This window comes from Arthrobacter sp. MSA 4-2 (assembly GCF_016405885.1).
In the GTDB taxonomy this organism is placed as follows: domain Bacteria; phylum Actinomycetota; class Actinomycetes; order Actinomycetales; family Micrococcaceae; genus Arthrobacter_D.
In genome coordinates, this window is record NZ_JAEKGC010000018.1 from 1 (window position 1) to 24,980 (window position 24,980).

At 67.4% G+C, this 24,980-nt stretch carries 20 protein-coding genes and 2 tRNA genes; 6 read left to right on the forward strand and 16 right to left on the reverse strand.

Going from position 1 to position 24,980, the window contains the following annotated elements; all coding sequences use genetic code 11:
- Nucleotides 1-264: 264 nt before the first annotated feature.
- The 4 genes from I6N91_RS16025 to I6N91_RS16040 all read right to left on the reverse strand — a co-directional run bounded on the left by I6N91_RS16025 (nt 265) and on the right by I6N91_RS16040 (nt 3,720).
- Nucleotides 265-1,260 (reverse strand): PKD domain-containing protein, encoded by a 996-nt coding sequence (locus I6N91_RS16025; protein ID WP_233091960.1) that lies wholly within the window; start codon nt 1,258-1,260, stop codon nt 265-267.
- The gene (locus I6N91_RS16030) at nt 1,260-1,949 is read right to left on the reverse strand and encodes a DUF6318 family protein (RefSeq protein ID WP_198814218.1); all 690 of its coding nucleotides are present in this window, start codon (nt 1,947-1,949) and stop codon (nt 1,260-1,262) included. The genes I6N91_RS16025 and I6N91_RS16030 overlap by 1 nt, the downstream gene beginning before the upstream one ends.
- A gap of 95 nt (nt 1,950-2,044) precedes the next feature.
- Nucleotides 2,045-2,629 (reverse strand): DUF6318 family protein, encoded by a 585-nt coding sequence (locus I6N91_RS16035; RefSeq protein WP_198814219.1) that lies wholly within the window; start codon nt 2,627-2,629, stop codon nt 2,045-2,047.
- Nucleotides 2,630-2,877: 248 nt separating this feature from the next.
- A complete protein-coding gene (locus tag I6N91_RS16040; RefSeq protein WP_198814221.1) occupies nt 2,878-3,720 on the reverse strand; it encodes an SDR family oxidoreductase in 843 nt (280 codons plus the stop codon).
- Between the two features lie 127 nt (nt 3,721-3,847).
- Between I6N91_RS16040 and I6N91_RS16045 the strand changes: the two genes are divergently transcribed.
- Both I6N91_RS16045 and I6N91_RS16050 read left to right on the forward strand, forming a co-directional pair.
- On the forward strand, nt 3,848-4,837 hold the full coding sequence (locus I6N91_RS16045) for a glycosyltransferase family 2 protein (protein WP_198814223.1): 990 nt from the start codon (nt 3,848-3,850) through the stop codon (nt 4,835-4,837).
- A 53-nt stretch (nt 4,838-4,890) separates the two neighbouring features.
- On the forward strand, nt 4,891-5,118 hold the full coding sequence (locus tag I6N91_RS16050; RefSeq protein WP_120165300.1) for a DUF3072 domain-containing protein: 228 nt from the start codon (nt 4,891-4,893) through the stop codon (nt 5,116-5,118).
- 63 nt (nt 5,119-5,181) lie between these two features.
- Here I6N91_RS16050 and ribA read toward each other — a convergent pair whose 3' ends face one another.
- The gene (gene ribA / locus I6N91_RS16055; protein ID WP_198814227.1) at nt 5,182-6,603 is read right to left on the reverse strand and encodes a GTP cyclohydrolase II; all 1,422 of its coding nucleotides are present in this window, start codon (nt 6,601-6,603) and stop codon (nt 5,182-5,184) included.
- Between the two features lie 94 nt (nt 6,604-6,697).
- Nucleotides 6,698-7,663, reverse strand: a complete 966-nt coding sequence (locus tag I6N91_RS16060; RefSeq protein ID WP_198814229.1) for a LysR substrate-binding domain-containing protein — start codon at nt 7,661-7,663, stop codon at nt 6,698-6,700.
- Between the two features lie 168 nt (nt 7,664-7,831).
- On the opposite strand from I6N91_RS16060, the gene I6N91_RS16065 reads away from it, so the two are divergent.
- Complete coding sequence (locus I6N91_RS16065; RefSeq protein WP_198814231.1) at nt 7,832-9,310, forward strand: amino acid permease; 1,479 nt, start codon at nt 7,832-7,834, stop codon at nt 9,308-9,310.
- Between the two features lie 68 nt (nt 9,311-9,378).
- Nucleotides 9,379-12,888 (forward strand): bifunctional proline dehydrogenase/L-glutamate gamma-semialdehyde dehydrogenase, encoded by a 3,510-nt coding sequence (locus tag I6N91_RS16070; protein ID WP_198814233.1) that lies wholly within the window; start codon nt 9,379-9,381, stop codon nt 12,886-12,888.
- Between the two features lie 110 nt (nt 12,889-12,998).
- Here I6N91_RS16070 and I6N91_RS16075 read toward each other — a convergent pair whose 3' ends face one another.
- The 6 genes from I6N91_RS16075 to leuC form a co-directional block, all read right to left on the reverse strand.
- Nucleotides 12,999-14,144 carry a D-alanine--D-alanine ligase family protein gene (locus I6N91_RS16075; protein ID WP_198814235.1) on the reverse strand — a complete coding sequence of 382 codons (1,146 nt, stop codon included), beginning with the start codon at nt 14,142-14,144 and terminating at the stop codon, nt 12,999-13,001.
- Nucleotides 14,141-15,172, reverse strand: coding sequence for an NAD(P)H-dependent glycerol-3-phosphate dehydrogenase (locus I6N91_RS16080; RefSeq protein WP_198814261.1), 1,032 nt, complete (start codon nt 15,170-15,172; stop codon nt 14,141-14,143). Before I6N91_RS16080 ends, I6N91_RS16075 begins: the two co-directional genes overlap by 4 nt.
- 17 nt (nt 15,173-15,189) lie before the next feature.
- Nucleotides 15,190-15,948 (reverse strand): lysophospholipid acyltransferase family protein, encoded by a 759-nt coding sequence (locus I6N91_RS16085; protein ID WP_198814237.1) that lies wholly within the window; start codon nt 15,946-15,948, stop codon nt 15,190-15,192.
- A gap of 18 nt (nt 15,949-15,966) precedes the next feature.
- Complete coding sequence (murA, locus tag I6N91_RS16090) at nt 15,967-17,316, reverse strand: UDP-N-acetylglucosamine 1-carboxyvinyltransferase (RefSeq protein WP_120165292.1); 1,350 nt, start codon at nt 17,314-17,316, stop codon at nt 15,967-15,969.
- Nucleotides 17,317-17,566: 250 nt separating this feature from the next.
- Nucleotides 17,567-18,166: a 3-isopropylmalate dehydratase small subunit gene (gene leuD / locus I6N91_RS16095; protein ID WP_198814239.1), complete on the reverse strand. Its 600-nt coding sequence runs from the start codon at nt 18,164-18,166 to the stop codon at nt 17,567-17,569.
- A gap of 10 nt (nt 18,167-18,176) precedes the next feature.
- Complete coding sequence (gene leuC / locus I6N91_RS16100; protein ID WP_198814241.1) at nt 18,177-19,667, reverse strand: 3-isopropylmalate dehydratase large subunit; 1,491 nt, start codon at nt 19,665-19,667, stop codon at nt 18,177-18,179.
- A 148-nt stretch (nt 19,668-19,815) separates the two neighbouring features.
- Between leuC and I6N91_RS16105 the strand changes: the two genes are divergently transcribed.
- Entirely contained in the window at nt 19,816-20,538 is a 723-nt protein-coding gene (locus tag I6N91_RS16105) for an IclR family transcriptional regulator (protein WP_120165289.1), read from the forward strand.
- Nucleotides 20,535-21,089, forward strand: coding sequence for a DUF1697 domain-containing protein (locus I6N91_RS16110; protein WP_307843397.1), 555 nt, complete (start codon nt 20,535-20,537; stop codon nt 21,087-21,089). Before I6N91_RS16105 ends, I6N91_RS16110 begins: the two co-directional genes overlap by 4 nt.
- Before the next feature lie 127 nt (nt 21,090-21,216).
- On the opposite strand, the gene I6N91_RS16115 is transcribed toward I6N91_RS16110, so the two are convergent.
- The 4 genes from I6N91_RS16115 to I6N91_RS16130 form a co-directional block, all read right to left on the reverse strand.
- On the reverse strand, nt 21,217-22,776 hold the full coding sequence (locus tag I6N91_RS16115; RefSeq protein WP_307843398.1) for a GTPase: 1,560 nt from the start codon (nt 22,774-22,776) through the stop codon (nt 21,217-21,219).
- A 62-nt stretch (nt 22,777-22,838) separates the two neighbouring features.
- On the reverse strand, nt 22,839-24,599 hold the full coding sequence (locus tag I6N91_RS16120; RefSeq protein ID WP_198814245.1) for a GTPase domain-containing protein: 1,761 nt from the start codon (nt 24,597-24,599) through the stop codon (nt 22,839-22,841).
- A 128-nt stretch (nt 24,600-24,727) separates the two neighbouring features.
- Nucleotides 24,728-24,800: transfer RNA gene (locus tag I6N91_RS16125), tRNA-Glu, on the reverse strand.
- 76 nt (nt 24,801-24,876) lie between these two features.
- A tRNA-Gln gene (locus tag I6N91_RS16130) sits at nt 24,877-24,948 on the reverse strand.
- Nucleotides 24,949-24,980: the final 32 nt, after the last annotated feature.

Here is a 24,980-nt window from a genome sequence, read left to right on the forward strand (position 1 = left end):
ACCCGCACCCGGCATCATCACCGCCACCTCCCCGGCCGGACGCACCTACCGCACCCTGCCCGAACCCGTCCCCGGCTGAGTGGACCCGGTCGATAGCGGGCGGCCAGGCCAGCTCAGTGGGTGAGGTCGGCTAGCTCGTACCCGGCGGTTGAGGTTGGCTAGGTCAGACTCAGCGGTTGAGCTCTGGTCGGCGAGGTCGAATACAGAGGCTGAGGGTGGCTGGGAGGCCAATTGGCTTCACCTTGCAGGCGGAACCTAGTGCTCCTAACGATCCAGCGGTGTCGTACAACCGATGCCCGAGGGGTTCTCAAGGCAGTCATCCGCTACTGAATGCGCTTCGGTGCGCCAGATGCTCATGAGATGCGGAGCTGATCGGACTTCCGCCTGGCCCGCTATGGGTTGGAACGGACCACCGTCGACCGAGTAGTCACCCGCGAAGAACGTGGTCAATGTGACGTTGTAATCGCCACTTTCGAGGTATTGGTGGCTTGTGGGAGTCTCCGTGTTGAAGGCGCCGCCTTCGGCTGGGCCGCCGGGAACGGTTGTGCTGGCGCTGATTCCATCCCCGTAATCCCAACGATACGAGACGGGCCATGCGCGAAGGCGGATCTGGGCGTTGCGGAAGTCGAACGTAAATTCCTGTTCCTGGGCCTCGGCATACACATTCGAGTGTGCGTTCTTTAGCCCGAAGTTACGCGGCTGGGAAAACACGACGGATGGAGCTATCGGCTGACTCTGGAATTCGGCAATCGTGATGACGATAGGTTCAGCGGCGGGCTCGCCGGCCGTCGGTGGTTCGGGTGCTTCGCCGGGATAGATGCACGCGTTTCGGCCGGTCCGTGTCTCACGGGGTGGATCGGTACGGCGATCAAGTTGAATCCATTCGACGAAGACCCCGTCGGGTTTGGCATCACATTGATCGTTCAGCAGGACGCATCGCGCAGGATCGAGAGATTCACCGGTTCGACTGGTGCAAACGCGCTCATAGTAGTAATCGATGCCATCGTCGACGGGAAGTGCGGCGGCTGCTTCTGAGGAAGTTCCCGGTCCTAATTCGGTGGAGTCACGGCCCGTCGATCCAGCAGACTTGTCGGTGCTGTGATTGGTCCCCTGGAACTTGTTTTCTGAGGCGCTGATTACAGGTAACGGTTCAGGTCGGACGGGTTCCATCGACCAGGTCATGTCGAGAGACATTGAAGCCAAGATGGCTATCTGGGACACGGCAGCGAAGGTTCGTGCGTGACGGACGCCGTGCGTCATTACGTCCCCTCCGGAGTGCCGTAATCCAGCATGAGCCACGACCCTTTGTCCCAGATAGCGATTACAACGTCAATCGCCGGCTCGGGCTGCATGGGTGTGACCTTGAGTTCCGTACCATCGGCGTCGAAATAGACGATCTGCGCCTGTTGATTTTCTACGAATGAACTGATTGAACCGGTCACGGACTCTTCGAATTCGGTGGAAAAACTGACGACCGAGATGTTCGCACCCTGCACCCAGCGGCCTTGGTCATAAAGTGCCGACACGTTCCCCTTGATGCTTGCGCAAGTTCTACACCCCGGATCAGTTTCCGCGTCAAAGGGGGCCCAGTCGTTGGTTTCGTAGGCGTAATTGAGCAACTCAAACCAGTACCTCGTGAAGGCCTCTAGTCCCTCCTTGCTGTTCTCGTCCGCGAGCGCCGGCTTCGTTGGCACCGGAATGTTGGCCGCCGGACCGATAGACGATGCAGGACTGGGCTCCGGTGCGGCACGGGATGCTTCACCTGACGGATCCGCCGACGCCGTTGGGGGCGCCGAAACAGCAGCCGAGGTTGGAGGAGAAGAACTTGGAGGAGAAGTTGTCTGCTCCTCGTTCGGGTTGCCCTGACATCCACTCAGCATCGCGGTTCCCGCGACAAGTATCACGAACATGCGGAACCGGCAGCGGTAGACGGTTGAAGTCCGGTTCATGTGAGCCCCCAAGGTGGTGCGGGCAATGGCGGATTACGCATGATCAGCTTAATCCGTGGTTGCCAGGGTGGTCCCGATATCCACAGATCATTCGACTAACTGACGTTGGGAGAGCCGAAGTCGAGCATGACCCAACGGTTGTTCTTGTGCACTGCAATGGTGATGCTGCGCGTCAGCGGAAGCGCATCGGAAACAGCCGCCTCCCGACCGGATCGGTCAAGGTACTTCAGTTCGGCCTGTTCAAGTTCAACATATGACGAAATGGGCCCCTGGACACCCGGCTCACCCGTCGTGGCGATCGAATTGACAGTGACTCTGCCACCCGTGATCCATCCACCACTTTCGTAATGCTTCCGCACCTCACCAATCACATTGGTGCAGGTACCGCATCCCCTGTCGGTGACAGCCTGAAGGGGCGCCCAGTCGTTTGATTCGTATCCATAGCTCAACAGCCCGAACCAATACCGGGTGAAGGCTTCTAACCCCTGCTGCGACTCGGCGTCGACCCCCGGCGGCTTCTCAGGCGGCTGGAGGTCTGCAGCAGGACCGGGCGATAGGGCAGTCCCGGATGTCGAAGACACCGACGGACCAGCCGCTCCGCCACTGGCAGGAGGCGAATTGCCGGCTTCCGAGCCTTGACAGCCTGCCAGGAACAGGGAGCCAACGACGACGACGCCCACATGCTGCATCCGCCTGCCCCGCAACGATCGCAGTGGCCGCACCGCAACCTCCAGCCCTGACTTGGATGTACCTGTGGCGGCCGCGATCCGGCCGCACCGGGTAAGCATTCTCAGGGTAGTGGGCGCTGCGCCACCGGGGCAGTGCGAACAACGGTCTACAGAAGATTAGGTAGCCCGATTAGGGGTTTCCGGGGATGCACCGATCGCCGGAGGCGGACCACCGGTCCGCCTCCGCCGACACAAGCCGCTTACAGGATTGGTTGACCACCGGTTACCGCGATACGTGCCCCGGAGACGTAGGACGCCTCATCGGAAGCCAGCATCACGTAGACCGGAGCCAGTTCCACCGGCTGGCCGGCCCGCTTCATCGGCACCTGCTGGCCGAAACTTTCCACTTCTTCTTCCGGCATGGTGGCGGGGATCAACGGCGTCCAGATCGGTCCCGGCGCTACGCTGTTTGCCCGGATTCCACGCTCGGCCAACAGTTGCGCCAGTGACGCCGTCATATTGGCGATCCCGGCCTTGGTCACGGAATAGGGAACAAGGGTCGGCACCGGGTTGTCGGAGTTAATAGAGCTCGACCCGATGATGGATGCTCCCGGCTTCATGTGAGGCAGCGCAGCCTTCGTCAGGTGGAAAAAGGCGCTGAGGTTGATGGCGATGGTCCGGTCCCACTCCTCGTCAGGAATTTCCTCTAGGGACTCATGGCTCATCTGGAAGGCCGCATTGTTGACTAGGACGTCGACCCGGCCGAACTCCTTCACCGCCCTGGCTATGACGGCCCTGCAGTAGGCGGGGTCGGCGAGGTCGCCCGGGAACAGCACTGCTTTCCGGCCGGCCTGCTCCACCCAGCGGGCGGTGTCCCTTGCGTCTTCCTCCTCCTCTTCGAGGTAGCCGATGAGCACGTCCGCACCCTCGCGGGCATAAGCGATGGCGACGGCCTTCCCAATGCCGCTGTCCCCACCGGTAATGACGGCCGCCTTCCCTTCGAGCCTGCCCGACCCCCGGTAGCTCTCCTCGCCGTGATCAGGCTTGGGATCCATCGCGGCGGTAGTGCCGGGAGGCGTCTGCTGCTGGGCTGGCTGGCTCATTGGTGCTCCTCGCTGATCGGTGGCGTTTCAAAATCGTCTGCAGAACAACCCTAGGCATCACCACCGGAAATTTGGAAGCACCCTTAGTATTTACGAAAGACCCACTCGACCGGAGGCGGCAAACCCCATGGCGTCAACGGCGGAGTACATCCTCCCCCTGAAGTGGACCAAAGAGGGGCCGATCGCTGAATTGGCCGACTACCTGGCGGCAATTCCGGAGTGGGTCGAGGTCACTGTCGTCGACGGTTCCCCGGAAAACTTATTCGAGCGACATGCGCGGGCCCTCCCCCCGCGGGTCCGGGTCCTCCGCCCCGATGCCTCCGGGACGGGCAACGGCAAGGTGATCGGCGTGCTGACCGGCGTGAGGGCGGCGCGCCATGAGCGGCTGGTACTGGCCGACGACGACGTCCGCTACAGCGCCGAGCAGCTTCGCGAGGTGGTGAACCGGCTCGACGACGCCGACCTCGTCCGTCCTCAGAACTACTTCCGCGAACTGCCCTGGCATGCCCGCTGGGATACGGCGCGCTCCCTCATCAACCGGGCCCTCGGCTCGGATTACCCCGGAACTCTTGCGGTCCGCCGGAGCATCCTCGAGGCGACCGACGGGTACAGCAGCGAAGCACTGTTCGAGAACCTCGAACTGATCCGCACCGTCCACGCCGCAGGTGGCCGGGAGGCACGGGCCGACGACGTGCTCGTGGCACGCATCCCGCCAACGGAACGGCATTTCTTAGGCCAGCGGATCCGCCAGGCGTACGACAGCTTCGCCCAACCCGGCCGCCTCGCAGCCGAACTGCTCATCCTGCCGCTGGCCGCCTACGCCGTGGGACGCCCTCGCCGCCTGCTGGCAGGCATGGGCGCCCTGATCGCCCTGGCGGAGGTGGGACGCCGACGGCAGGGTGGACGGTCGGTCTTCTCCCCGACCTCCGCCCTGTGGGCACCGCTGTGGGCGCTCGAGCGGGGAACCTGCATCTGGCTGGCCGTCCTGAGCAGGCTGAGGGGCGGCGTACCCTACGCGGGAGGACGCATGAAGCTTGCCGCACACTCGAAGGCATGGCTGGGCCGCCGTCATGCACAAGCACACAGCCGACCGCGACAAGGAGCAGAAGCTCAGTAGACTGAGTAACAACCGAGCAGCCACGACGCGGGACCAGCATGAAAGGAACTGACATGTCAGACACCTTGGGAAGCTCCACCCCTGAGCCGGCCGGCAATTTCGAACGCGACCCCTCCGACTGGGTCACCGGCGACGAACCGATGACCGATGCGCAGCGAAGCTACCTCGATACCCTCGCCCGGGAGGCAGGCGAAGAGATTCCGGCGGACATCACCAAGGCGGAGGCGTCCGAGCATATCGACCGCCTGCAGCAGAAGAGCAAGCGGCTCTCCGACTCCTAGCTTTCCGGCTCACAGCTCTTCGACTCGCAGACGGACAGCCGGACTGCAGCGCCGGGAGTTCGCCTACGAGCGGACCGCGGCCCCGGCCTGATCCCGCACTGCGGCGAAGTTGAACTCCGTGCAGATGTCCTGGCCGAAGACGAATCTCCGCACGGGTGCGGTGCGTGCCTCGGCGAGCGCGTCCGACCCCTCGAACCGCACACCGGGCACACCGTCACCGACGAGCAGGGGCGCCGTCGTCAGGTAGAGACGATCCAACGCGCCCGCCGCGAGGAAGGCGGACACGGTACGGCCTCCGCCTTCGACGAGCACCCTGTCCAACCCCTGTCCGCGCAGCAGCTTCAGGAGTTCCACCGGCTCAAACTGTCGAGGCTGCAGGCGAAGGATCCGGACATGGGCGGCCACTTCGTCCGGCATCTGGGCGTCGGGTCCAACGAGCCAGAGGGTGGGAGCGGCGCCGTCTGTGAGGATCCGGGATCCGGGCCGGACGCGCGCCGTGGGGTCGAGCACCACCCGGGTCGGGTTTGTTCCCGGAACGTCCCTTACGGTCAGTCGGGAGTCGTCGGCGACCACGGCGCCGGCACCGATGACGACGGCGTCGACGAGCGCCCGGAGACGGTGCAGGTGGGTGCGGTCTTCGCGGGCATCGGCGACAGTGCCGTCACCGCTGCGCGAGGCAATGAAGCCGTCGAGGCTCTGCCTGAGCTGGGCGAGGACGACCGCACCCTCAGCTGCCGCGAGGTACCCGTAGCGGTGGACCAGGTCCTCAGGCTCCCCGGCGCGCGGGGCGGCCGGCACCCTGCCGGAAATAAGTTCGCCCCACGTGTCGCTGGCCGGAGCGGGATCATGGCGCATCCGCAACCGCTTCGTGGCGAGGTAGGCCGCGTTCTCAGCACGGTCGGGCACCGCAAGGTTCAGGCGCTCGGCGACAGAGATTCCAAGGTCTTCCAGCGCCTCCTGCTTTGCGGGGTTCCCGGAGAGCAACCGGATCCGGTCCACGCCGAGGTCCTGAAGGATTTCGGCCGCCTGGTGGTAGCTGCGCGAATCGACCGGCAGGCCGAGCGATGTGTTGGCGTCAACGGTGTCGACGCCCTGGTCCTGGAGGGCGTAGGCCTTGAGCTTCGCGAGCAGCCCGATCCCCCGGCCCTCATGGCCCCGGACGTAGACGACCACTCCCCTGCCTTCGTCGCTGATCGCAGCGAGCGCCGCATCAAGCTGCTCGCCGCAGTCGCAGCGGAAGGAACCAAACGCGTCCCCGGTCAGGCATTCCGAGTGGACCCGGACCAGGGGCACTGCACCGGCAGGCAGCGGCTCTCCGGTCGCCGTCGTCACATCGTCGATCCCCCGCACCAGTGCGACGTGCTCGGTGTTTTCGGCGTCTCGGTATCCGACCATACGAAAGAGACCGTGCCGTGTGGGTAGCACCGTCTCGGTGACCCGCTCAACCGTTGAGGGAACGAGAAGCGGATCGAACGAAAAAGCCATGAATCAACCTTAGTCGGGGGCAGGGGGCGCGCTGAACGGGGTCGACGGGTCATTCCGCCGGCTCCTCGTAGGAGGAACGTCCACAGGGTGCGCTTTATTGCCTGCCGGCAGGATCTCCCGCTGCTGTCCCCGTTCCCGGCCCGGCGTGGTGCTCGGATCCGGCTGCGACCATTGCCGCCGAACGCGCCAGGACCTCCCTGCAGGCCAACAGCGCCGGACGGTTTGTACTGGCCCGACGTGCCGAGGTGAAGACCGACCTCCGTGGATTGTCCGGAAGGTCATACAGCTTCACGGTCGTCTGCCTCCCGGTCCAGACGAGGTCCGGCATCAGCGCGACCGCATTGCCGGATTCGATGAGGCGGATCTGCGCCTGCAGGTCCGCCGTCTCGTATCGGACGTCGGGCTCGAAACCCGCGCGGCGGCAGGCCTGCTCGGCCCAATGGCGGGAAGCCGCGCCCCGGGGCTCCATCACCCACGCCGCATCGGCGGCCTCGGCAACCGTACTGATCCGCAGGTGATTGAGCGGATCGGGCGGCACGGCGAGCCGGATCGCGTCAGTCGTGAGCGCAACCTGGTCAAGTTCCGGATGCCGTGGCGCGGCGTGGCCCGGGTACTGCTCGGCAATCACGAGGTCGAAGTCACGGGCGAAGGTTTCGTAGAGCGCCGTCTCCGGTTCGCGCTGCACCATCTCGATCCGGACCTCCGGATACTCCTTCGTCATGATGGTCAGCGCATCGGGCATCAGCGCCAGCGCGGCGGACTGGAAGACGGCAACGCGCACGGTACCGGTGACCGTGGTGAGGGAAGCCGCAAGGTCTGCCTCGGCGCGCTCGAGGATCTCAAGCAGCTCGGCCGTATGCGCCACGAGGACCTCCGCCTGGGGCGTCAGCGTCACCCCGCGCCCGGACTTGCGAAGCAGTTCAACACCGACTTCCTTCTCAAGCAGGGCCAACTGCTGGGACACGGAGGACGGACTGTAGCGGAGGGCCGAGGCCACCTCACTCAGGGTCCCGCGGATCTTCAACTCGCGGAGCAGGCGCAGCCGTCGAACGTCGAGCATTGTGCCACCAATACGTTAGGGAATCTGAACAATACCATTCGCAAAACCTAGCTTTTGCTAAATGAAAATCGGCACCATAATGGATCAGTTCCCAAAGTGGCGGACACCACTGTGTTTTTCGTGCGACACCAGCGTGCCCGACCTCCCCTCTCTCCAGGATGGACCGTTATGACAAACGCATCGGATCGAAGCCTGCCTCCGACGGGCGGCTCTTCAACCTCCATTCTTCGGCGGAAGCCGATCGACGACGTCGAGGATGAGAAGGGCGGAACCAAGCTTTTCAAGAGCCTGGGACTGTGGCAGCTTACGGCCATCGGCGTCGGCGGAATCATCGGCGTCGGCATCTTCACCCTGGCCGGTCTCGTCGCGAACGGCGGTGAGGACGGCCAGCCCGTGGGGCCTGCCGTCCTGATCTCCTTCCTCGTCGCAGGCCTGGCCAGCGCGGCGGCCGCACTCTCCTACGCGGAGTTCGCGGGGATGATCCCGCGCGCCGGGTCCGCCTACACCTACGGCTATGTCGCCCTGGGCGAGATCATCGGCTGGTTCATCGGCTGGGACCTGCTCCTTGAATACATCGCCATCGTGGCCGTCGTCGCCATCGGCATCTCCGGCTACTTCACCGAGTTCATGTCCGGCATCGGTATCCAGGTCCCGGTCTGGATGCAGGGCACCGCGGACACCATTGAGGGCGGCCTCATCAACCTGCCGGCCATCGTGGTGTGCCTGTTCATCACCTTCATCCTCAGCCGTGGCACCAAGACCTTCGGCCGGTTCGAACTCATCGCCGTCGGCCTGAAAATCCTGCTGATCCTCGGCATCGTCGGTCTCGGGTTCTTCTACGTCAACGTCGACAACTACACACCGTTCCTGCCCTCCGGCTTCGGCGCAATCTTCGCCGGCGCCGCCACGGTGTTCTTCGCGGTGTTCGGTTATGACGCCATGAGCACGGCGGCCGAAGAGGCAACGGACGGCAAGAAGCACATGCCCAAGGCGATCCTGCTCTCCCTGGCGATCGCAATGACCCTCTACGTCCTGGCCACCCTCGTGCTCACCGGGATGCAGAACTACACCGAGATCAGCCCCACCGCCGGCTTCGCCTCCGCCTTCCAGTCGGTCGGCCTCCCCGTGATCGCCACGATCATCTCGGCGTTCGCTGTCATATCGATCCTCACGGTCATGCTGACCTTCCTCCTCGGTGTCACCCGGGTCTGGTTCTCCATGAGCCGCGACGGGCTGCTCCCCGCCTGGTTCTCCGCAACCGACCGCCACGGCACCCCGCAGCGCGTCACCTGGATCGCCGGCGTTGCCGCTGCCCTGCTTGCCGGGGTGTTCCCGATCCGCGCCGTCGCCGACCTCACCAACATCGGCATCCTCGCGGCGTTCGTCGTCGTCTGTGTCGCCGTCATCGTCCTGCGCCGCAAGGCACCCGACGCTCCGCGGACCTTCCGCCTCCCGCTGATGCCGTTCGTCCCCGCCTTCGGCGTGCTGGCCTCCGGCTTCTTGATGTTCCAGCTCGAATGGGAAACCTGGATGCGGTTCGGCATCTGGCTGATCATCGGCCTGGTCATCTACTGGTTCTACAGCCGCAAGCACTCCCTGATGAACCCGAACAGCCCGCGTCACACCCAGAATGTCCGGAACGCCTGACCGGCGCCACCGGCTCCCGCTCCGCCCACCAGGGCGGCGCCAGTAACAGTTGAATGGATACAGAAATCATGACTAGCTCACTGTCCGACCGCGGAGACATCATCTCCGACGGCGGAACGGGCGCCGCCGGCGCCACCGGTCCGGACGCCGCAGGCTCCGGTCCAATTCCTGAGCACCTCGCGGCCGAGGCTACGGCGCTGGTGCGCCGCTGGCTCACCGAAGCGGCCAAGGTACCGGTCGACGCCTCCGCCGAGCAGTTGGCCGGCGTCCTCAAGGACCCGCACGGCCTCGAGTTCACCGTGGGATTCGTCGACGGCGTGATCCGCCCCGAGGATCTGTCGGTCGCTGCGCGCAACCTTGCGGCGATCGCCCCCAAGGTGCCTGCCTTCCTCCCCTGGTACATGCGTTCCGCTGTGCGCCTGGGCGCCACCGTGGCCCCGGTCCTGCCGCAGGTCGTCATCCCGGTGGCCCGGCGGGTGCTGCGTGAGATGGTCGGCCACCTGATCATCGACGCCTCGGACCAGAAGCTCGGCAGGTCGATCAGCAAGATCCGCAAGGACGACACCCGGCTGAACGTCAACCTCCTGGGTGAGGCAGTCCTAGGCGAGCACGAAGCCGAGCGCCGCCTCGAGGGCACCATGAAGCTCCTCGCCCGCCCGGATGTCGACTACGTCTCCATCAAGGTCTCCTCGACCGTCTCCCCCCACTCCCCCTGGGCGTTCGAGGAAGCCGTGCAGCACGTCACCGAGAAGCTGACGCCGCTGTACACGCTCGCCGCGTCCTCAACCCCGGCCAAGTTCATCAACCTGGACATGGAGGAGTACAAGGACCTGGACCTGACGATCGCGGTCTTCACCGCGATCCTTGACCGCCCCGAGTTCAAGAACCTCGAGGCCGGCATCGTGCTGCAGGCCTACCTGCCGGACTCCCTCGCAGCGATGATCCGCCTGCAGGAATGGGCAGCCAAGCGCCGCGCCGAAGGCGGTGCCGCGATCAAGGTCCGCGTCGTCAAGGGCGCCAACCTGCCCATGGAACAGGTCGAGGCATCCCTTCACGACTGGCCGCTGGCCACCTGGGGCTCCAAGCAGGAGTCCGACACCCACTACAAGCGGGTGCTCAACTACGCCCTTCACCCCGACCGGATCGGCAACGTGCGCATCGGTGTCGCCGGCCACAACCTGTTCGACCTCGCCTTCGCCTGGCTCCTCGCCGGTGAGCGCGGCGTCCGCGACGGCATCGAGTTCGAAATGCTCCTCGGCATGGCCCAGGGCCAGGCGGAGGCCGTCAAGAAGGACGTCGGCTCCCTGCTGCTCTACACCCCGGTGGTGCACCCCCGGGAGTTCGACGTCGCCATCGCCTACCTGATCCGCCGCCTTGAAGAGGGCGCCAGCCAGGAAAACTTCATGTCGGCGGTGTTCGAGCTCTCCTCCAACGAGGCCCTGTTCGCCCGTGAGGAGGACCGTTTCCTCCGCTCGCTCGAGGCCCTCGACGACTCGGTGCCCGGCCCGAACCGCACGCAGGACCGCAACCAGCCCGAGCCTCCCGCGCCCACGACCGGCTTCACCAACACCCCTGACACCGATCCGTCCCTGCCGGCCAACCGCCGCTGGGGCCGCGCGGTGCTCAAGCGGGTCGAGAGTTCCGGCCTGGGCGAAGCGACGGTCGCCGCGACCACCCTGAGGGACCCCGAGGCTCTCGAGCGCGTCATCGCCGAGGCTCTCGCCGAGGCCGACGCCTGGGGTGCCCTGAGCGGCGCCGAGCGTGCGGAGATTCTGCACCGCGCCGGCGACGCACTGGCGGCCCGCCGGGCCGACCTGATGGAGGTCATGGCGGCAGAGACCGGCAAGACCCTCGACCAGTCCGACCCCGAGATCTCCGAGGCGATCGACTTCGCGCACTACTACGCCGAGCTCGCCGGCGGGCTCGACGACGTCGACGGCGCCGTCTACACGCCGGCAAAGCTCACCGTCGTCACTCCCCCGTGGAACTTCCCGGTGGCCATCCCCGCAGGGTCGACCCTGGCGGCCCTCGCGGCCGGCTCCTCGGTGATCATCAAGCCCGCAGGACAGGCGCCGCGCAGCGGTTCGGTGATGGTGGAGGCACTGTGGGAGGCCGGCGTTCCGCGCGGCGTCCTGCAGCTCGTCCACCTCGACGAGCGTTCGCTGGGCACCAAGCTGATCTCCGACGCGCGCGTCGACCGGGTCATCCTGACCGGTGGGTACGAGACGGCCCAGCTGTTCCGTTCCTTCCGCCAGGACCTGCCCCTGCTGGCGGAGACCTCGGGCAAGAACTCGATCATCGTCACCCCGAGCGCTGACTTCGACCTCGCGGCCAAGGACGTGGCGTACTCGGCCTTCGGCCATGCGGGCCAGAAGTGCTCGGCGGCGTCCCTGGTGATCCTTGTGGGCAGCGTGCGGCACTCCCAGCGTTTCCGCAACCAGCTCGTCGATGCGGTCACGTCCCTGAAGGTCGGCTACCCCTCGGATCCGGCCACGCAGATGGGTCCGGTCATCGAGCCCGCCTCCGGCAAGCTGCTCGACGGCCTGACCAGGCTTGGCGAGGACGAGAACTGGCTGATCCAGCCCCGCAAGCTCGACGATTCGGGCCGGCTGTGGAGCCCCGGTGTCCGCGCCGGCGTCAAGCGCGGCTCCGAGTACCACCTCACCGAGTACTTCGGTCCGATCCTCGGCGTCATGACCGCCGAGACGATCGAAGAAGCAATCGAGATCGCCAACCAGGTCGACTACGGCCTGACCGCCGGGCTGCATTCGCTCAACCCGGAGGAGATCGGCACCTGGATCGACTCCATCCAGGCCGGCAACCTGTACGTGAACCGCAGCACCACCGGAGCGATCGTCCAGCGTCAGCCGTTCGGCGGGTGGAAGAAGTCCGCCGTCGGTGCGGGAACCAAGGCCGGCGGACCGAACTACCTCGTCGGGCTGGGCAACTGGAGCACGCGTGAGTCAACGGCGTCCGCCGAGCCGGTTCCGGCTGCGCAGCCGCTGCTGGCCGCCGTGGCACCCGACGCCGGGTCCGAGCTGCGCGAAGGCGACTTCGCGATGCTCCAGCGCGCGGCGGCCTCCGACGCAGCCGCGTGGGCCGACGAGTTCGGTGCGTCCAAGGACGTGTCGGCGCTCACGGCGGAGCGGAACGTGTTCCGCTACCTCCCGGTCCCCGTGACCGTCCGTCTCGCCGAAGGTGAGCCGGTCGTCAAGCTGGTCCGCGTCCTGGCTGCCGCGGCCGCTGCCGGTTCAACCGTGCGCGTGTCCTCGGCCGCGGAGCTGACCAGCGCGCTCTCGACTGCGGTCCGCACCTTCGCCGCTTCGGTCACCATCGAAACCGACGAGGAGTGGCTGGTGTCCGTTGCCCGCCACGAAGCCGGGCGCATCCGCCTCATCGGCGGCGACCCCGCGGCCCTGGCCAAGGCAACCGGCGGACGCCCCGATCTGGCCGTGTACTCCCAGCCCGTGACCGAGGCGGGCCGGGTCGAGGTGCTGCCCTTCCTGCACGAGCAGGCCGTCAGCATCACCGCCCACCGGTTCGGCACTAAGAACGAGCTCTCGGTGGGCCTGATCTAGCCGAGACAGGAAAACCAGAAGCGCCCCTCCCCGATCCGGGGAGGGGCGCTTCTGTGTTCAGGGCCGAATGACAATCAACGAGCGGCCGCAGCCGGCCGCCGCTGGGCCGGTCAGCGCAGGCCGGTCCTGCGCTCGAGCGCCAGTTCGATCAGTTCGTCGATGAGGTCGGTGTAGGTGAGACCCGACTTGGCCCACATCTGCGGGTACATGCTGATCGGGGTGAATCCGGGCAGGGTATTGATCTCATTGATGATCAGCTCGCCCGCCGGGGTGTAGAAGAAGTCGACCCGGGACAGCCCTTCGGCGCCCACGGCGTCGAAGGCCTGCGCGGCCAGGTCGCGGACCGAGTCGGTGACGTGCGGCGGAAGGTCCGCGGGGCAGCTCAGCTGCGCGGCGTTCCCGTCGACGTACTTGGCTTCGAAGTCATACCAGTCGTGGCCGCCCGGCTGCACCGCAATCTCTCCGGGCAGCGAGGTCCGCGGCTCCTGGGTGCCCCGGCCCTGCAGGACGGCGACCTCGATCTCGCGTCCGTCGATGCCCGCTTCGACGATGACCTTGGGGTCGAAGACCCGCGCGGCCTCGACCGCCTGCCGCAGGCTCGCCGGGGAATCGACCCGGCTGATCCCCATTGACGATCCCGCGCGCGCCGGCTTCACGAACACCGGGAAGTCGAGGGCCGCGGCACGCCGCAGGCACTCCTCGCTGTCCTTTTCCCACTGCCGGTTGGTGAACACCGCGTAGGGGCCCACCTTCAGCCCGGCCGACGCGAACACGACCTTCATGTAGTGCTTGTCCATGCCGACGGCGGAGGCCAGGACGCCCGCTCCGACGTAGCGGATGTCCGCCATCTCAAGCATTCCCTGGAGCGTCCCGTCCTCACCGAACGGCCCATGCAGCAAAGGCATAACGACGTCGACGCCGCCGAGGCTGCGTGGCATCGAATCCGGCGCGGTCACCATCAGTTCCTGGCCCCGGGCGGCGCCGGGGAAGGCCGCTGAGGAGATGGAAACGGACTCGGATGAGGCCGTCACCTCGGGGAGGGTGCCGGAACTCAGCGACCACTGGGAGGGATCCTCAGACACCAGTGCCCACTGGCCGTTCTTGGCGATGCCCACCGGAACGACGTCGTACTTCGACCGGTCGATCGCATTGAGCACGCCGGCGGCGGTGACGCAGCTGACCGAGTGCTCACTGGAGCGTCCCCCGAACAGGACAAGGACGCGGGGCCTGCGCCCCGGAGTGGATTCACTTGTCACGGAGTATGTTCGCCTTCCGGTTTGAGGTCGCGGGCCAGAAGGCGCGGTCCCAGATCGTTAACTGAAATACTCCCCTGGAGCACTGCCACAACATTATCGGTGATCGGCATGTCGACGCCGAGCTGGGTGGCGAGGTCGAGCACGGCCTGGGCCGACTTGATGCCCTCGGCGGTCTGGTTCATACGCACCGTGACCTGCTCGAGGGTGAGGCCCTGGCCAAGCAGGTGGCCGGCGGTGTGGTTGCGGGACAGCGCGGAGGAGCAGGTGGCGATGAGATCGCCCATGCCGGCGAGTCCGGCGAGGGTCTCCGCCCGCGCGCCCAGCGCCACGGCCAGTCGGGTCGTTTCGGCAAGGCCGCGGGTGATGACCGACGCCTTGGTGTTGTCCCCCATCCTCCGCCCCTCGCAGATGCCGACTGCCAGGGCGATGACATTCTTGACGATGCCACCAATCTCCACTCCGACGACGTCCGTCGTGGTGTAGGGCCGGAAGTAGGAGGCGGTGCAGGCGGCGGCGATCCAGGCGGCGACGTCGTGGTCCGAGCACGCGACGACCGAGGCCGTGGGCTCCTGACGGGCGATTTCCATGGCCAGGTTCGGCCCCGACACCACGGCGACGCGGTCGGCGGGGAGGCTGAGCTCGGCGGCGATGACTTCGCTCATGCGCGCGTCGGTGCCGACCTCGAGGCCCTTCATGAGGGAGACGACGACGGCGCCGTCGGGGATCAGGGCCTTCCAGCCGGCCAGCTGGGGGCGCAGGGTCTGCGCCGGGACGGCCAGGACGACGAGCTGGGCATCCGCGAGGACCGCGCCGACATCGCTCGACGCGGTAATGTTGCCGGGCAGGACGACGTCACCGAGGTACCTGCTGTTGCGGTGGGAGCCGTTGATCTCGAGGGTGACCTCCTCACGGCGGGCCCAGAGCCGGACCACCGCATCCTTGGAGGAGTCGGCGAGGACCTTCGCGAAGGTGGTCCCCCAGCTCCCCGCTCCGAGGACGGCGACACGGGTGGGCACCGGGCGTCCCATCCGGGACGTTCCAGCACTCACGCGTTGTCCTCCTCCGCCGCGTCGAAGTCGCGGCCTGTCCGTTTCTGGCGTTTCGCGGCCGGGTCCCAGCGCTCCGCCGGCGGCTGCTCGCCACGCAGCTCGGCCAGCAGGGCGGTGATGGCGTCCACGATGCGGTCGGTTGCCTCGTTCAGGGTGTCACGGGTGATCGGGCGGTCCCGGAAGTCGCTGAGGTCCACGGGATCCCCGACGATGACCCGTGAGGTCTTCCGTGGGAAGAGGTAGAGGCGCCGGGCGTACCGGGGAAACACCTCCTGGGCTCCCCAGTGCGCCATGGGCACCACGGGCGCGCCGGTCTGCAGGGCCAGGCGGGCGGCACCGGTCCGGCCCTTCATCGGCCACATCCCCGGGTCGCGGGTGAGGGTGCCTTCGGGGTAGACGATGATCCCGCCGCCGTCGGCGATGGCCTGCTGGGCCGCCTCGAGGGACCGGTTCGCTCCCGCCGTGGTCCGCTCCACGGGGATCTGCCGGGTGGCACGCAGCGCGTGCCCCAGGACGGGCACCGAAAACAGGGACGCCTTGGCCAGGAAGTGGGGCATCACCTTGTTGTTGTAGAGGAGATGCCCCACGACGATCGGGTCGATCTCGGTGACGTGGTTCGGGCACAGGATGAAGCCCGAGTCCCGGGGCAGTTTCTGCGTGTCAATCCACTGCTTGTTCATCAGCAGGTTCAGGACCGGACGCAGGATCCCGGCGAGCACCGCAAAGGTCGCCCGTGACGTGCCTGTCTCACCCATGGCTGGCGCGCCCCGGACCTAGAGGAGTCCCGCGGCGAAGACCGGGGCTTCCTCCGTGATGTCGAAATCGGCGCCGAGGCCCTCGAGCTTGTCCTGGAAGCGCTCGTACCCGCGGTTGATAAGCTCGATGCCCGTCACCCGTGAGGTTCCTTCCGCCGCCAGAGCTGCGATGAGGTGGCTGAAGCCGCCCCGCAGGTCGGGGATGTCGATGTCGGCTCCGCGCAGCTGGGTCGGGCCCGAGATGACGGCGGAGTGGAGGAAGTTCCGCTGGCCGAAGCGGCACGGCACGCTGCCGAGGCACTCACGGTGGACCTGGATGTTCGCGCCCATGCGGATCAGGGCCTCGGTGAAGCCGAACCGGTTCTCGTAGACAGTCTCGTGGACGATTGAGACGCCCGAGGCCTGGGTGAGCGCGACGACGAGGGGCTGCTGCCAGTCCGTCATGAACCCGGGGTGCACGTCCGTCTCGAGGACCAACGGCTTGAGCGGGCCGCCGGGGTGGTAGAAGCGGATCCCGTCGTCGTCGACGTCGAAGGCGCCGCCGACCTTCCGGTACGTGTTGAGGAAGGCGGTGAGGTCGAGCTGGCGTGCGCCCTCGACGTAGATGTCACCCTTGGTGACCAGTGCCGCCGAGGCCCAGGAGGCGGTCTCGTTGCGGTCGGAGATGGCCTTGTGGTTGTAGCCGGTCAGTTCCCGGACACCCTCGATGCGGATGACGCGGTCGGTCTGGACCGTGATGATGGCGCCCATCTTCTGCAGCACCGCGATGAGGTCCATGATCTCGGGCTCGACTGCGGCACCGGACAGCTCGGTGATGCCTTCGGCGCGGATCGCGGTCAGCAGCACCTGCTCGGTGGCTCCGACGCTGGGGTACGGAAGCGACAGCTTGGCGCCGTGCAGGCCCTTCGGTGCGGAGATGGAGATGCCGCCCGGGCGCTTGTCGACGACGGCGCCGAAGTTGCGCAGCACCTGGAGGTGGTAGTCGATGGGGCGGTCGCCGATCTTGCAGCCACCGAGATCGGGGATGAACGCCTCGCCGATGCTGTGCATCAGGGGCCCGCAGAAGAGGATGGGGATGCGCGAGTCGCCGGCGTGCGCATCGATGTCCTTGGACTGCGCCATCTTGGCGGCGCTGGGATCCATGGTGAGGTCGCCGGTCACCGGGTCCTTGGTGACCTCCACGCCGTGGAGGCGCAGCAGGCTGGTGACAACCTCAACGTCCTTGATCTCGGGAACGTTGCGCAGGACAGACGGGGTGTTTCCCAGCAGGGACGCCACCATGGCCTTCGGCACGAGGTTCTTCGCTCCGCGGACCGAGACCTTCCCGTTAAGTGGAACCCCACCGCGGATGGTCAGAACGTTACCCATGAATACCTAATTTCCTCATACAAATATGCCCCCGCAGAACGTGATTGCCCGAGTACAGCATAGGAGCTTGTCGAACCGAACTGAAATGCAAGGCTAGTTCATTCATGCCTTGCCCAACGGTTAGAACCGCGGATCGGCGGGCAAGATTCCTTAACGCAATCAGGATCACACCGGTTTGGCGGGCTGCTCGAACGGGTGTCCGGAAGGCTTTGCCACTCCCCGACAGGGGAGGCGGCGCGCCGGGCCGGGGCTAGGTGCGCACCGGGAGGGTGGTGGGCCGGAAGCCCGGCCGGGTGGCCTCGAATGCGGTGATGTCGGGCTCATGGCGAAGGGTCAGCCCGATGTCGTCGAGCCCTTCGAGCAGCCGCCAGCGCGTGTAGTCGTCGATTTGGAATGGCGCGCTCACCGGACCGCAGACGGCCGTGCGGGCCTGAAGGTCGACGGTGACCGTGGCGCCGGGCTCGTTCTCGAGCACCTTCCAGATCAGTTCGATGTCGTCCTGGGCGACCTGCGCGGCCACGAGTCCCTGCTTGCCCGAGTTGCCCCGGAAGATGTCCGCGAAGCGGGAGGAGAGCACGGCCCGGAAGCCGAAGTCCTTGAGCGCCCACACGGCGTGTTCCCGGGATGACCCGGTGCCGAAGTCGGGGCCCGCGACGAGCACCGAGCCGCGCGTGTAGGGCTCCCGGTTGAGGATGAAGTTCTCGTCCTTGCGCCAGGCCGCAAACAGCGCGTCCTCGAAGCCGGTCCGGGTGATCCGCTTGAGGTAGACGGCGGGGATGATCTGGTCGGTATCGACATTGCTCTGGCGCAGCGGAACACCGATGCCGGTGTGCGTGGTGATCTTTTCCATGGCGGCGCTCCTAGGCGGCTGGGGTGGCGGACGGGGTGGTCGCGAAGGCGCCCGGGGCGCCCATGCCGCTGCCCGACGGCGGAACCGGGTCGAGGTCGGACGGCGAGCTGAGGGTCCCGCGCACCGCCGTGGCGGCGGCGACGACGGGCGAGACGAGGTGCGTGCGTCCGCCCTTGCCCTGCCGCCCCTCGAAGTTCCGGTTCGAGGTGGAGGCGCACCGCTCCCCCGGCGCCAGCTGGTCCGGGTTCATGCCCAGGCACATCGAGCAGCCCGCGAAGCGCCATTCGGCGCCGAAGTCCTTGAAGACCCGGTCGAGGCCCTCCGCCTCGGCCTCGAGGCGCACCCGGGCGGAGCCGGGAACGACCATCATGCGGATGGCTGGGTCTTTGGCCCGCCCGCGGATGATGTCGGCGGCGATGCGGAGGTCCTCGATGCGGCTGTTGGTGCACGAGCCGAGGAACACCGTGTCGACCCGGATCTCCTTCATGGGCGTGCCGGCCTCGAGTGCCATGTACTCAAGGGCGCGTTCGCAGGCGGCGCGGTCGTTTTCGTCGGCGAAGTCCGCGGGCGAGGGCACGGCCTGGGACAGTGAGACGCCCTGCCCGGGGTTCGTGCCCCAGGTGACGAATGGTTCGAGGTCGTCGGCGTCGAGGTACACCTCGGCGTCGAACACCGCGTCGTCGTCGGTGACCAGTCCGCGCCAGTTCTCGACGGCGGCGTCCCAGTCGGCGCCCTCGGGAGCGTGCGGCCGGCCCTTGAGGTAGGCGAACGTCGTCTCGTCGGGGGCGACCATGCCGGCACGGGCCCCTGCCTCGATCGACATATTGCAGATGGTCATGCGTGCTTCCATCGACAGCGCACGGATTGCCGAGCCGCGGTACTCGAGGACGTAGCCCTGCCCGCCGCCGGTGCCGATCTTCGCGATGACGGCCAGGATGATGTCCTTTGCCGTGACTCCGGGCTTGAGGGTGCCCTCGACCGTGATGGCCATCGTCTTGAAGGGCCGCAGCGACAGCGTCTGCGTGGCCATGACGTGCTCCACCTCGGAGGTGCCGATGCCCATGGCCAGGGCCCCGAAGGCGCCGTGGGTGGAGGTGTGGGAGTCTCCGCAGACGACCGTCAGGCCCGGCTGGGTGAGGCCCAGCTGCGGGCCGACGACGTGCACGATGCCCTGCTCGGCATCACCCAGGGAGTGCAGGCGGACGCCGAATTCGCGGCAGTTCGCCCTGAGCGTTTCGATCTGTTTCCGGCTGGTGGGGTCGGCGATCGGCTTGTCGATATCGAGGGTCGGGGTGTTGTGGTCCTCGGTGGCGATGGTGAGGTCGGGCCGGCGGAGCCGCCGTCCAGCCAGCCGCAGGCCCTCGAAGGCCTGCGGAGAGGTCACCTCGTGGATGAGGTGGAGGTCGATGTAGAGCATGTCGGGCTGCGCCTCGGCGCCGACGACCTCGCCCTTGCGGACGACGTGCGAGTCCCAGACCTTCTCTGCCAGTGTCTTGCCCATGGTGTTCCCTCCACCGCTCGTCCGCATTGGCGCAAACCTGCTGTTCGCCTGCCCTGCGGAGCCTTCGATCCCAACTGTTCCAGTCACGCCGCCCAACACGCCAGCAGATCGACTTGCGTCTCAGATATTGAGACGGCAATATCAGTCTATGGACAATTCTAGTGGTGTGGGAGTCATTGATAAAGCGGCGACCGTGCTTGATGCCCTCGAGGCGGGGCCGACGACGCTTGCACAGCTTGTGGCCTCAACCGGTCTCGCCCGGCCCACCGTGCACCGGCTTGCCCTTGCCCTCGTGCACCACCGACTGGTCAGCCGCGACATCCAGGGGCGGTTCGTCCTCGGCAGCCGCCTGGTGGAGCTGGCCAGCGCCGCCGGCGAGGACCGCCTCATCGCCGCGGCGGGCCCGGTCCTGCAGCAGCTGCGCGATGCCACCGGCGAGAGTGCGCAGTTGTTCCGGCGGCAGGGCGAATGGCGCGTCTGCGTCGCCTCCGCCGAGCGTCCGGCCGGACTCCGCGACACCATCCCGGTCGGAACCCAGCTTTCTATGAGGGCCGGCTCGGCGGCCCAGTGCCTGCTCGCCTGGGAGGACCACGACCGGCTCCTCAAGGGGCTCCAGAATGCGCGCTTCACCCCGACGGTCCTCGCCGGCGTCCGCCGCCGCGGCTGGGCGCAGAGCCTTGGTGAACGCGAGCCGGGCGTCGCCTCGGTGTCCGCTCCCGTGCGGGGTCCGTCGGGACGCGTGGTGGCGGCCGTCTCGATCTCGGGGCCCATGGAGCGACTGACCCGCCAGCCCGGACGGATCCACGCCGAGGTCGTCACCGAAGCGGCCCAGCAACTCACCCTCGCCGTCAGCAAAGCAGCCAACGAGTGACGGCCGGCTCAGCCGCGGAGGCCGTGCCCTGGGCCGTTTTCCTTCGGGGAGTCAACGTCCAGGGCACTACCATCCGGATGGCGGACCTGCTCAAGGCGCTCAAGGGGCTTCCGCTTGCTAATCCGCGCACCCTGCTGGCCTCGGGGAACCTTGTCTGTACTTCGGCGCTTGGGGCGCAGGAACTCAAGGACGCAGTCGAACAGCGCCTGCGCTCGGCCTTCGGCTACGACGCGTGGGTGGTGGTTCTGCCGGCGGCGCGGCTCACCGAAATCATTGAGGCCTGCCCCTTCCCCGCGGACGACCCTGCGGTGCACGCCTACGTCACCCTGAGTTCGGATCCCGCGGCGGTTGAGGAGCTCGCCGCCGCGGCCCGGGCCGCCGGTGAGGCACTCACTGTCCTTGGACCCGACGCCGTCGCTTGGCAGGCGGCGCGGGGAGGAACCCTCGACTCCGGGCTGGGGAAGATCACGGCTCGGGGCCGCTTCAAGGCGGCGACGACCACCCGCAACCTGCGGACGCTGGTGAAGGTCTCCGCCGCGATGGCGGGCTGACCCCTGTTCGGATCCCGGCGTCGCCGTACGCACCGCGCGCCGACGGCCCGCCAAACCGCTCCAACCGCAGACCCGGGCCGGCCCTCTTCGTCGCCGCACCCGGCCGGTCAGGTGTGCTGCGGCCCAGTCACTTCGTGCGCGCCGCCGCCGCGAGCGCGCCCCGGAAGTCGTTGTACCTGCGGATTTCGTCGGTCACCGGTTGGGCGACCACCGTCTCGGCCACCTTCGCACAGGCGGCGCGGAGCCGGCGCCGCGCCTTGCGGCCGCGGGCCTTGGCCGCGAACCGGGCGATGACCGAGGCGAGTACCGCCAGGAGGATCCCCGCGGCAACACCACCGGCGATCAGCAGGGTGGGCACCGGGAACCCCTCCACGGACGGAGCGTCCGGGACGTTGAACTGAAGGAACCCCATCGCCGCCATGACCCCCAGCCAGCCGAGGCCGATGACGAGGGCGGCGAGCGCCAGCCACTGCAGCAGGCCCACCAGCGGCCACCACCATGACCTTCGGCCGGTGTCGAGGTTTGTCCCGGCAAGGGCCTGGTCGAGTCCGTCGAGGAGCGTAGGCACGGTCCCCCGCGCTGCCGAGCGGATGGCGGAGCGCCAGGGCTCAACAGACGATCCCGCTGCGGTGTCGGCGAAGGTCCGCAGCGCCTGGTCGACCCGGGCCCGCTGGGCCGGCGCGCCGGAGGGCATCGAGGTCCGCCGGAGGGCCGCGTCAACGTCGCTCCGGCGCAGGTTGAGCCGCCGGAGCGGATCGGAGCGGAAGGAACCCAGCCAGCGGGTCACGGGCCAGCCCGTCGCTGCGTGGGCGTCACGGCGGTAGGAACGCACAACCGCGTCAACGACGGCGTCGACCCCGGCGGCCGCGGCGAGGCGGGCCGAGAGGTCGGACTGGGCCGCCTTGCCGGGTATCGGGAGGTCCTCCGGCCCGGCAAACGGGGCAAGCTGCGTGGAGGCCGCGGCGACATCGGCTGCCAGCCGGGCGTTCGCAGCCTGTTTCCGCCCGGCGATCTGCCGGATGGCGCCGGCGAGGTCCTCGAGGCCGTCCCGCGTGCGGGCAGAGACCGGAAAGACCCGCACACCGCGAAGGCCCTCCTCCGCCAGGATGCCGGACAGTGAAGCGGTCACCTGCTCCTGCTGGCGGCCGGACAGCCGGTCCGCTTGGTTCAGCGCGACGAGGGTGACCGCGCCGTGGGAGGCCAGCGGGGCGAGGAAGTCATGATGCAGCGCCGCGTCTGCGTATTTCTGCGGGTCGACGACCCACAGCAGGACGTCCACCTGGCCCGACATGCGTTCGACGATGGTCCGGTGGGCTGCGGCGGTCGAGTCGAAGTCGGGAAGGTCGAGCAGGATCAGCCCGCCGGTGTCCGAGCCGAGCAGCGCGGCGTCCGCAGGCATCTCATGGCGCTCATCGACCTCCAGCCAGTCAAGGAGCGGGCCGCTTCCCTCCGCGCCCCACACCACGGCCAGAGGCTTCGACGTCGTCGGGCGGCGGGCTGCCACCCGCGCCACCTCGGTGCCGCTCAGCGCGTTGATCAGTGACGATTTTCCGCTCCCTGTGGGACCGAAGATTCCGATGACCGTGTGATCGGCGGACAGCGAGCGGCGGCTGCTGGCCCGGTCGAGCACGCCGAAGAGGCCCTGCACGCGCTCGTCTGGAAGCCGCCCTTCGGCGAGCCCGCGCACAGTGTCGAGTGCCTCGAGTTGATTATGCAGACCGCTCCTGGACCCCGCACCGCGGTGCCGGCTCACCGGCTGCCACCGGCCGTGGTGCCTGCGGCGAGATCGGTTCCGGCGAGCCGGCGCGCATAGGCGAAGAGCGCTTCGGGGGGTGTCTGCGCCGCCACCGGGGCGAGGAGGACGATGAACTTCTCCTTTTCCTCATCGAGCAGGGCACGGCACCGGCGCTCAAGGTTGTCGCGCGCCGTCTTGGCCAGCCGGCGAACGGCGTCCTCACCGAAGACGGCTTCAAGGAGCTTCTGACCGACGACGGCCGAGCCGCCGGCGATGCCGATCTCGGCACCGGACAGGCCACCGGTCGACGCGAAGACGACCACCATCAGGGCCACCGCCACCCCGTTCACGCCGAAGGAAAGCATCCGCGCGGCGAAGCGCTTGTCGGAACCTTCGGTGCTGACAAGCTCAAGCAGATCCTGCTGCCACTCCCGCACGTGCCGTGCGGCCTCGGCGGAAAACTCGTCGCTGACATAGGCGCCCCGGCCGGCAAGCAGGGCCCGGCCGGCGTCGTCGCTGCGCCACCACTCCTCGGTCTGCTCGAACGCCTTCGCCGATTCTTCGACGATGACCGAGTGCAGCCCGGTCTCGATCGCCGCCGCAACCGTGGTTGCCGGGGCGGGCTGGCCGGTGAAGAACGCGGTGATCCGGTCACGCACCCATCCCACCCGGGTCTCGATGCCGCGCATGAACTCTCCGGTGCCGACGAAGTCCTGCCAGCGGGCGAGGACCTCCCCGCGGAGCATTGTTCCATCCTCGGTGGAGCGGAGGATCGCGGCGAGGGCCTCCTGGTAGGCGGCCTCAGCCGCCCCCGAAAGGCGGGCAGCGGTCGCCTGCTGGGCCTCGGCGGCCTCAGCGACCTCCTCGACGCGACCGGCGAGGGCGCGCACCGCTCCGGCCAGGGTGCGGCGCGCAATGTCGGTGCGCCCCTCCGCGTCGGCGGCCAGGGCCCCGAGCCAGCGGCGGATGGGGTCGACCGACCCGGCGGGGAGCATTCCGTCCTCATTGAGGGCCGACTCCTGCACGACGAAGATCGGTGCGTGCCCGAGGGACTCGGCCGTGAGGAGGGTCATGAGGTCTTCACGGACCTCCTCCTCCACCCCGGCCGGCACCCGATCGAGCACCACGGCCAGGAGGATGTCGCGCCGGGCCGCCTCGGCGAGCAGCTTCCAGGGGACGGCGTCGGCATAGCGGTTGGCCGTGGTGACGAAGATCCAGAGGTCCGCCGCCGCGAGCAGCTGCCCGGCGAGGCGGCGGTTCTCGTCAGCGATTGAGTCGATGTCGGGGGCGTCGAGGATCGCCAACCCGCGCGGAACTGTCGCCTCACCCTGCAGGAGGAGGGTTCCTGCTGCGGCTCTGACTGCGTCCTGGGGGGCGAGTTCGCCCGCGCCGGCCTGGACCCGGCTGAGCGAGGGCAGCACCCGCTGGGAGGTGAACCATTCGGCTTCGGCTGGGTGGTGGAGCAGGATGGGCTGCCGCGTCGTTGGCCGCACCGCTCCGGTTCGGGTCACCGGCCGCCCGATGAGGGCATTGACGAGGGTGGACTTGCCGGCCCCAGTCGATCCTCCGATGACGGCGAGAAGCGGAGCGTCAAGCCGGTCGAGCCGCGGAAGGATGTAGTCGTCGAGTTGCGCGGCGGCCGCGGAAGCCGCGGCGCGCGCTGCGGGGGCCCCGGCGAGGGAGAGCGGGAAACCGGCGCCCAGCAGCGCACTATGCACTTCCCGGAGGAATCCCGCTACCCCGCGGGCGTCGGCGGCGGTAAGGGAAGCATTCATCTCTCCATTCTGCCAGCTTGCTTACTTTCCTGCTGAAGCAAACGAATCACCCCCGAACGCAAAGACGCCCCGGACATTCGAGGAATGTCCGGGGCGTCTTTTCCGATGTCCTTCAATAAGGACGCTCGTGACCCCAGCGGGATTCGAACCCGCGTTACCGCCGTGAGAGGGCGGCGTACTAGGCCGCTATACGATGGGGCCAGTACTTTGACACTGCTTACTGCGATACTGCTTTTACTGCTGTACTACTTTGCCTTGCGGCCTGCATTTTACTGCGCTGGGGTACCAGGACTCGAACCTAGAATGTTGGTACCAGAAACCAGTGTGTTGCCAATTACACCATACCCCAATGGCACTCTCCGAAGCCCAGTGGTACAGGCA

Coding starts and splice junctions, on each gene's coding strand:
- murA (WP_120165292.1), bottom strand. CDS start 17,316: ATGGGTAACGTTCTGACCATCCGCGGTGGGGTTCCACTTAACGGGAAG.
- I6N91_RS16105 (WP_120165289.1), top strand. CDS start 19,816: ATGGACAATTCTAGTGGTGTGGGAGTCATTGATAAAGCGGCGACCGTG.
- I6N91_RS16045 (WP_198814223.1), top strand. CDS start 3,848: ATGGCGTCAACGGCGGAGTACATCCTCCCCCTGAAGTGGACCAAAGAG.
- I6N91_RS16080 (WP_198814261.1), bottom strand. CDS start 15,172: ATGGGACGCCCGGTGCCCACCCGTGTCGCCGTCCTCGGAGCGGGGAGC.
- I6N91_RS16040 (WP_198814221.1), bottom strand. CDS start 3,720: ATGAGCCAGCCAGCCCAGCAGCAGACGCCTCCCGGCACTACCGCCGCG.
- ribA (WP_198814227.1), bottom strand. CDS start 6,603: ATGGCTTTTTCGTTCGATCCGCTTCTCGTTCCCTCAACGGTTGAGCGG.
- I6N91_RS16070 (WP_198814233.1), top strand. CDS start 9,379: ATGACTAGCTCACTGTCCGACCGCGGAGACATCATCTCCGACGGCGGA.
- I6N91_RS16030 (WP_198814218.1), bottom strand. CDS start 1,949: ATGAACCGGACTTCAACCGTCTACCGCTGCCGGTTCCGCATGTTCGTG.
- I6N91_RS16060 (WP_198814229.1), bottom strand. CDS start 7,663: ATGCTCGACGTTCGACGGCTGCGCCTGCTCCGCGAGTTGAAGATCCGC.
- I6N91_RS16120 (WP_198814245.1), bottom strand. CDS start 24,599: ATGAATGCTTCCCTTACCGCCGCCGACGCCCGCGGGGTAGCGGGATTC.
- I6N91_RS16025 (WP_233091960.1), bottom strand. CDS start 1,260: ATGACGCACGGCGTCCGTCACGCACGAACCTTCGCTGCCGTGTCCCAG.
- I6N91_RS16050 (WP_120165300.1), top strand. CDS start 4,891: ATGTCAGACACCTTGGGAAGCTCCACCCCTGAGCCGGCCGGCAATTTC.
- leuD (WP_198814239.1), bottom strand. CDS start 18,166: ATGGAAAAGATCACCACGCACACCGGCATCGGTGTTCCGCTGCGCCAG.
- leuC (WP_198814241.1), bottom strand. CDS start 19,667: ATGGGCAAGACACTGGCAGAGAAGGTCTGGGACTCGCACGTCGTCCGC.
- I6N91_RS16085 (WP_198814237.1), bottom strand. CDS start 15,948: ATGGGTGAGACAGGCACGTCACGGGCGACCTTTGCGGTGCTCGCCGGG.
- I6N91_RS16065 (WP_198814231.1), top strand. CDS start 7,832: ATGACAAACGCATCGGATCGAAGCCTGCCTCCGACGGGCGGCTCTTCA.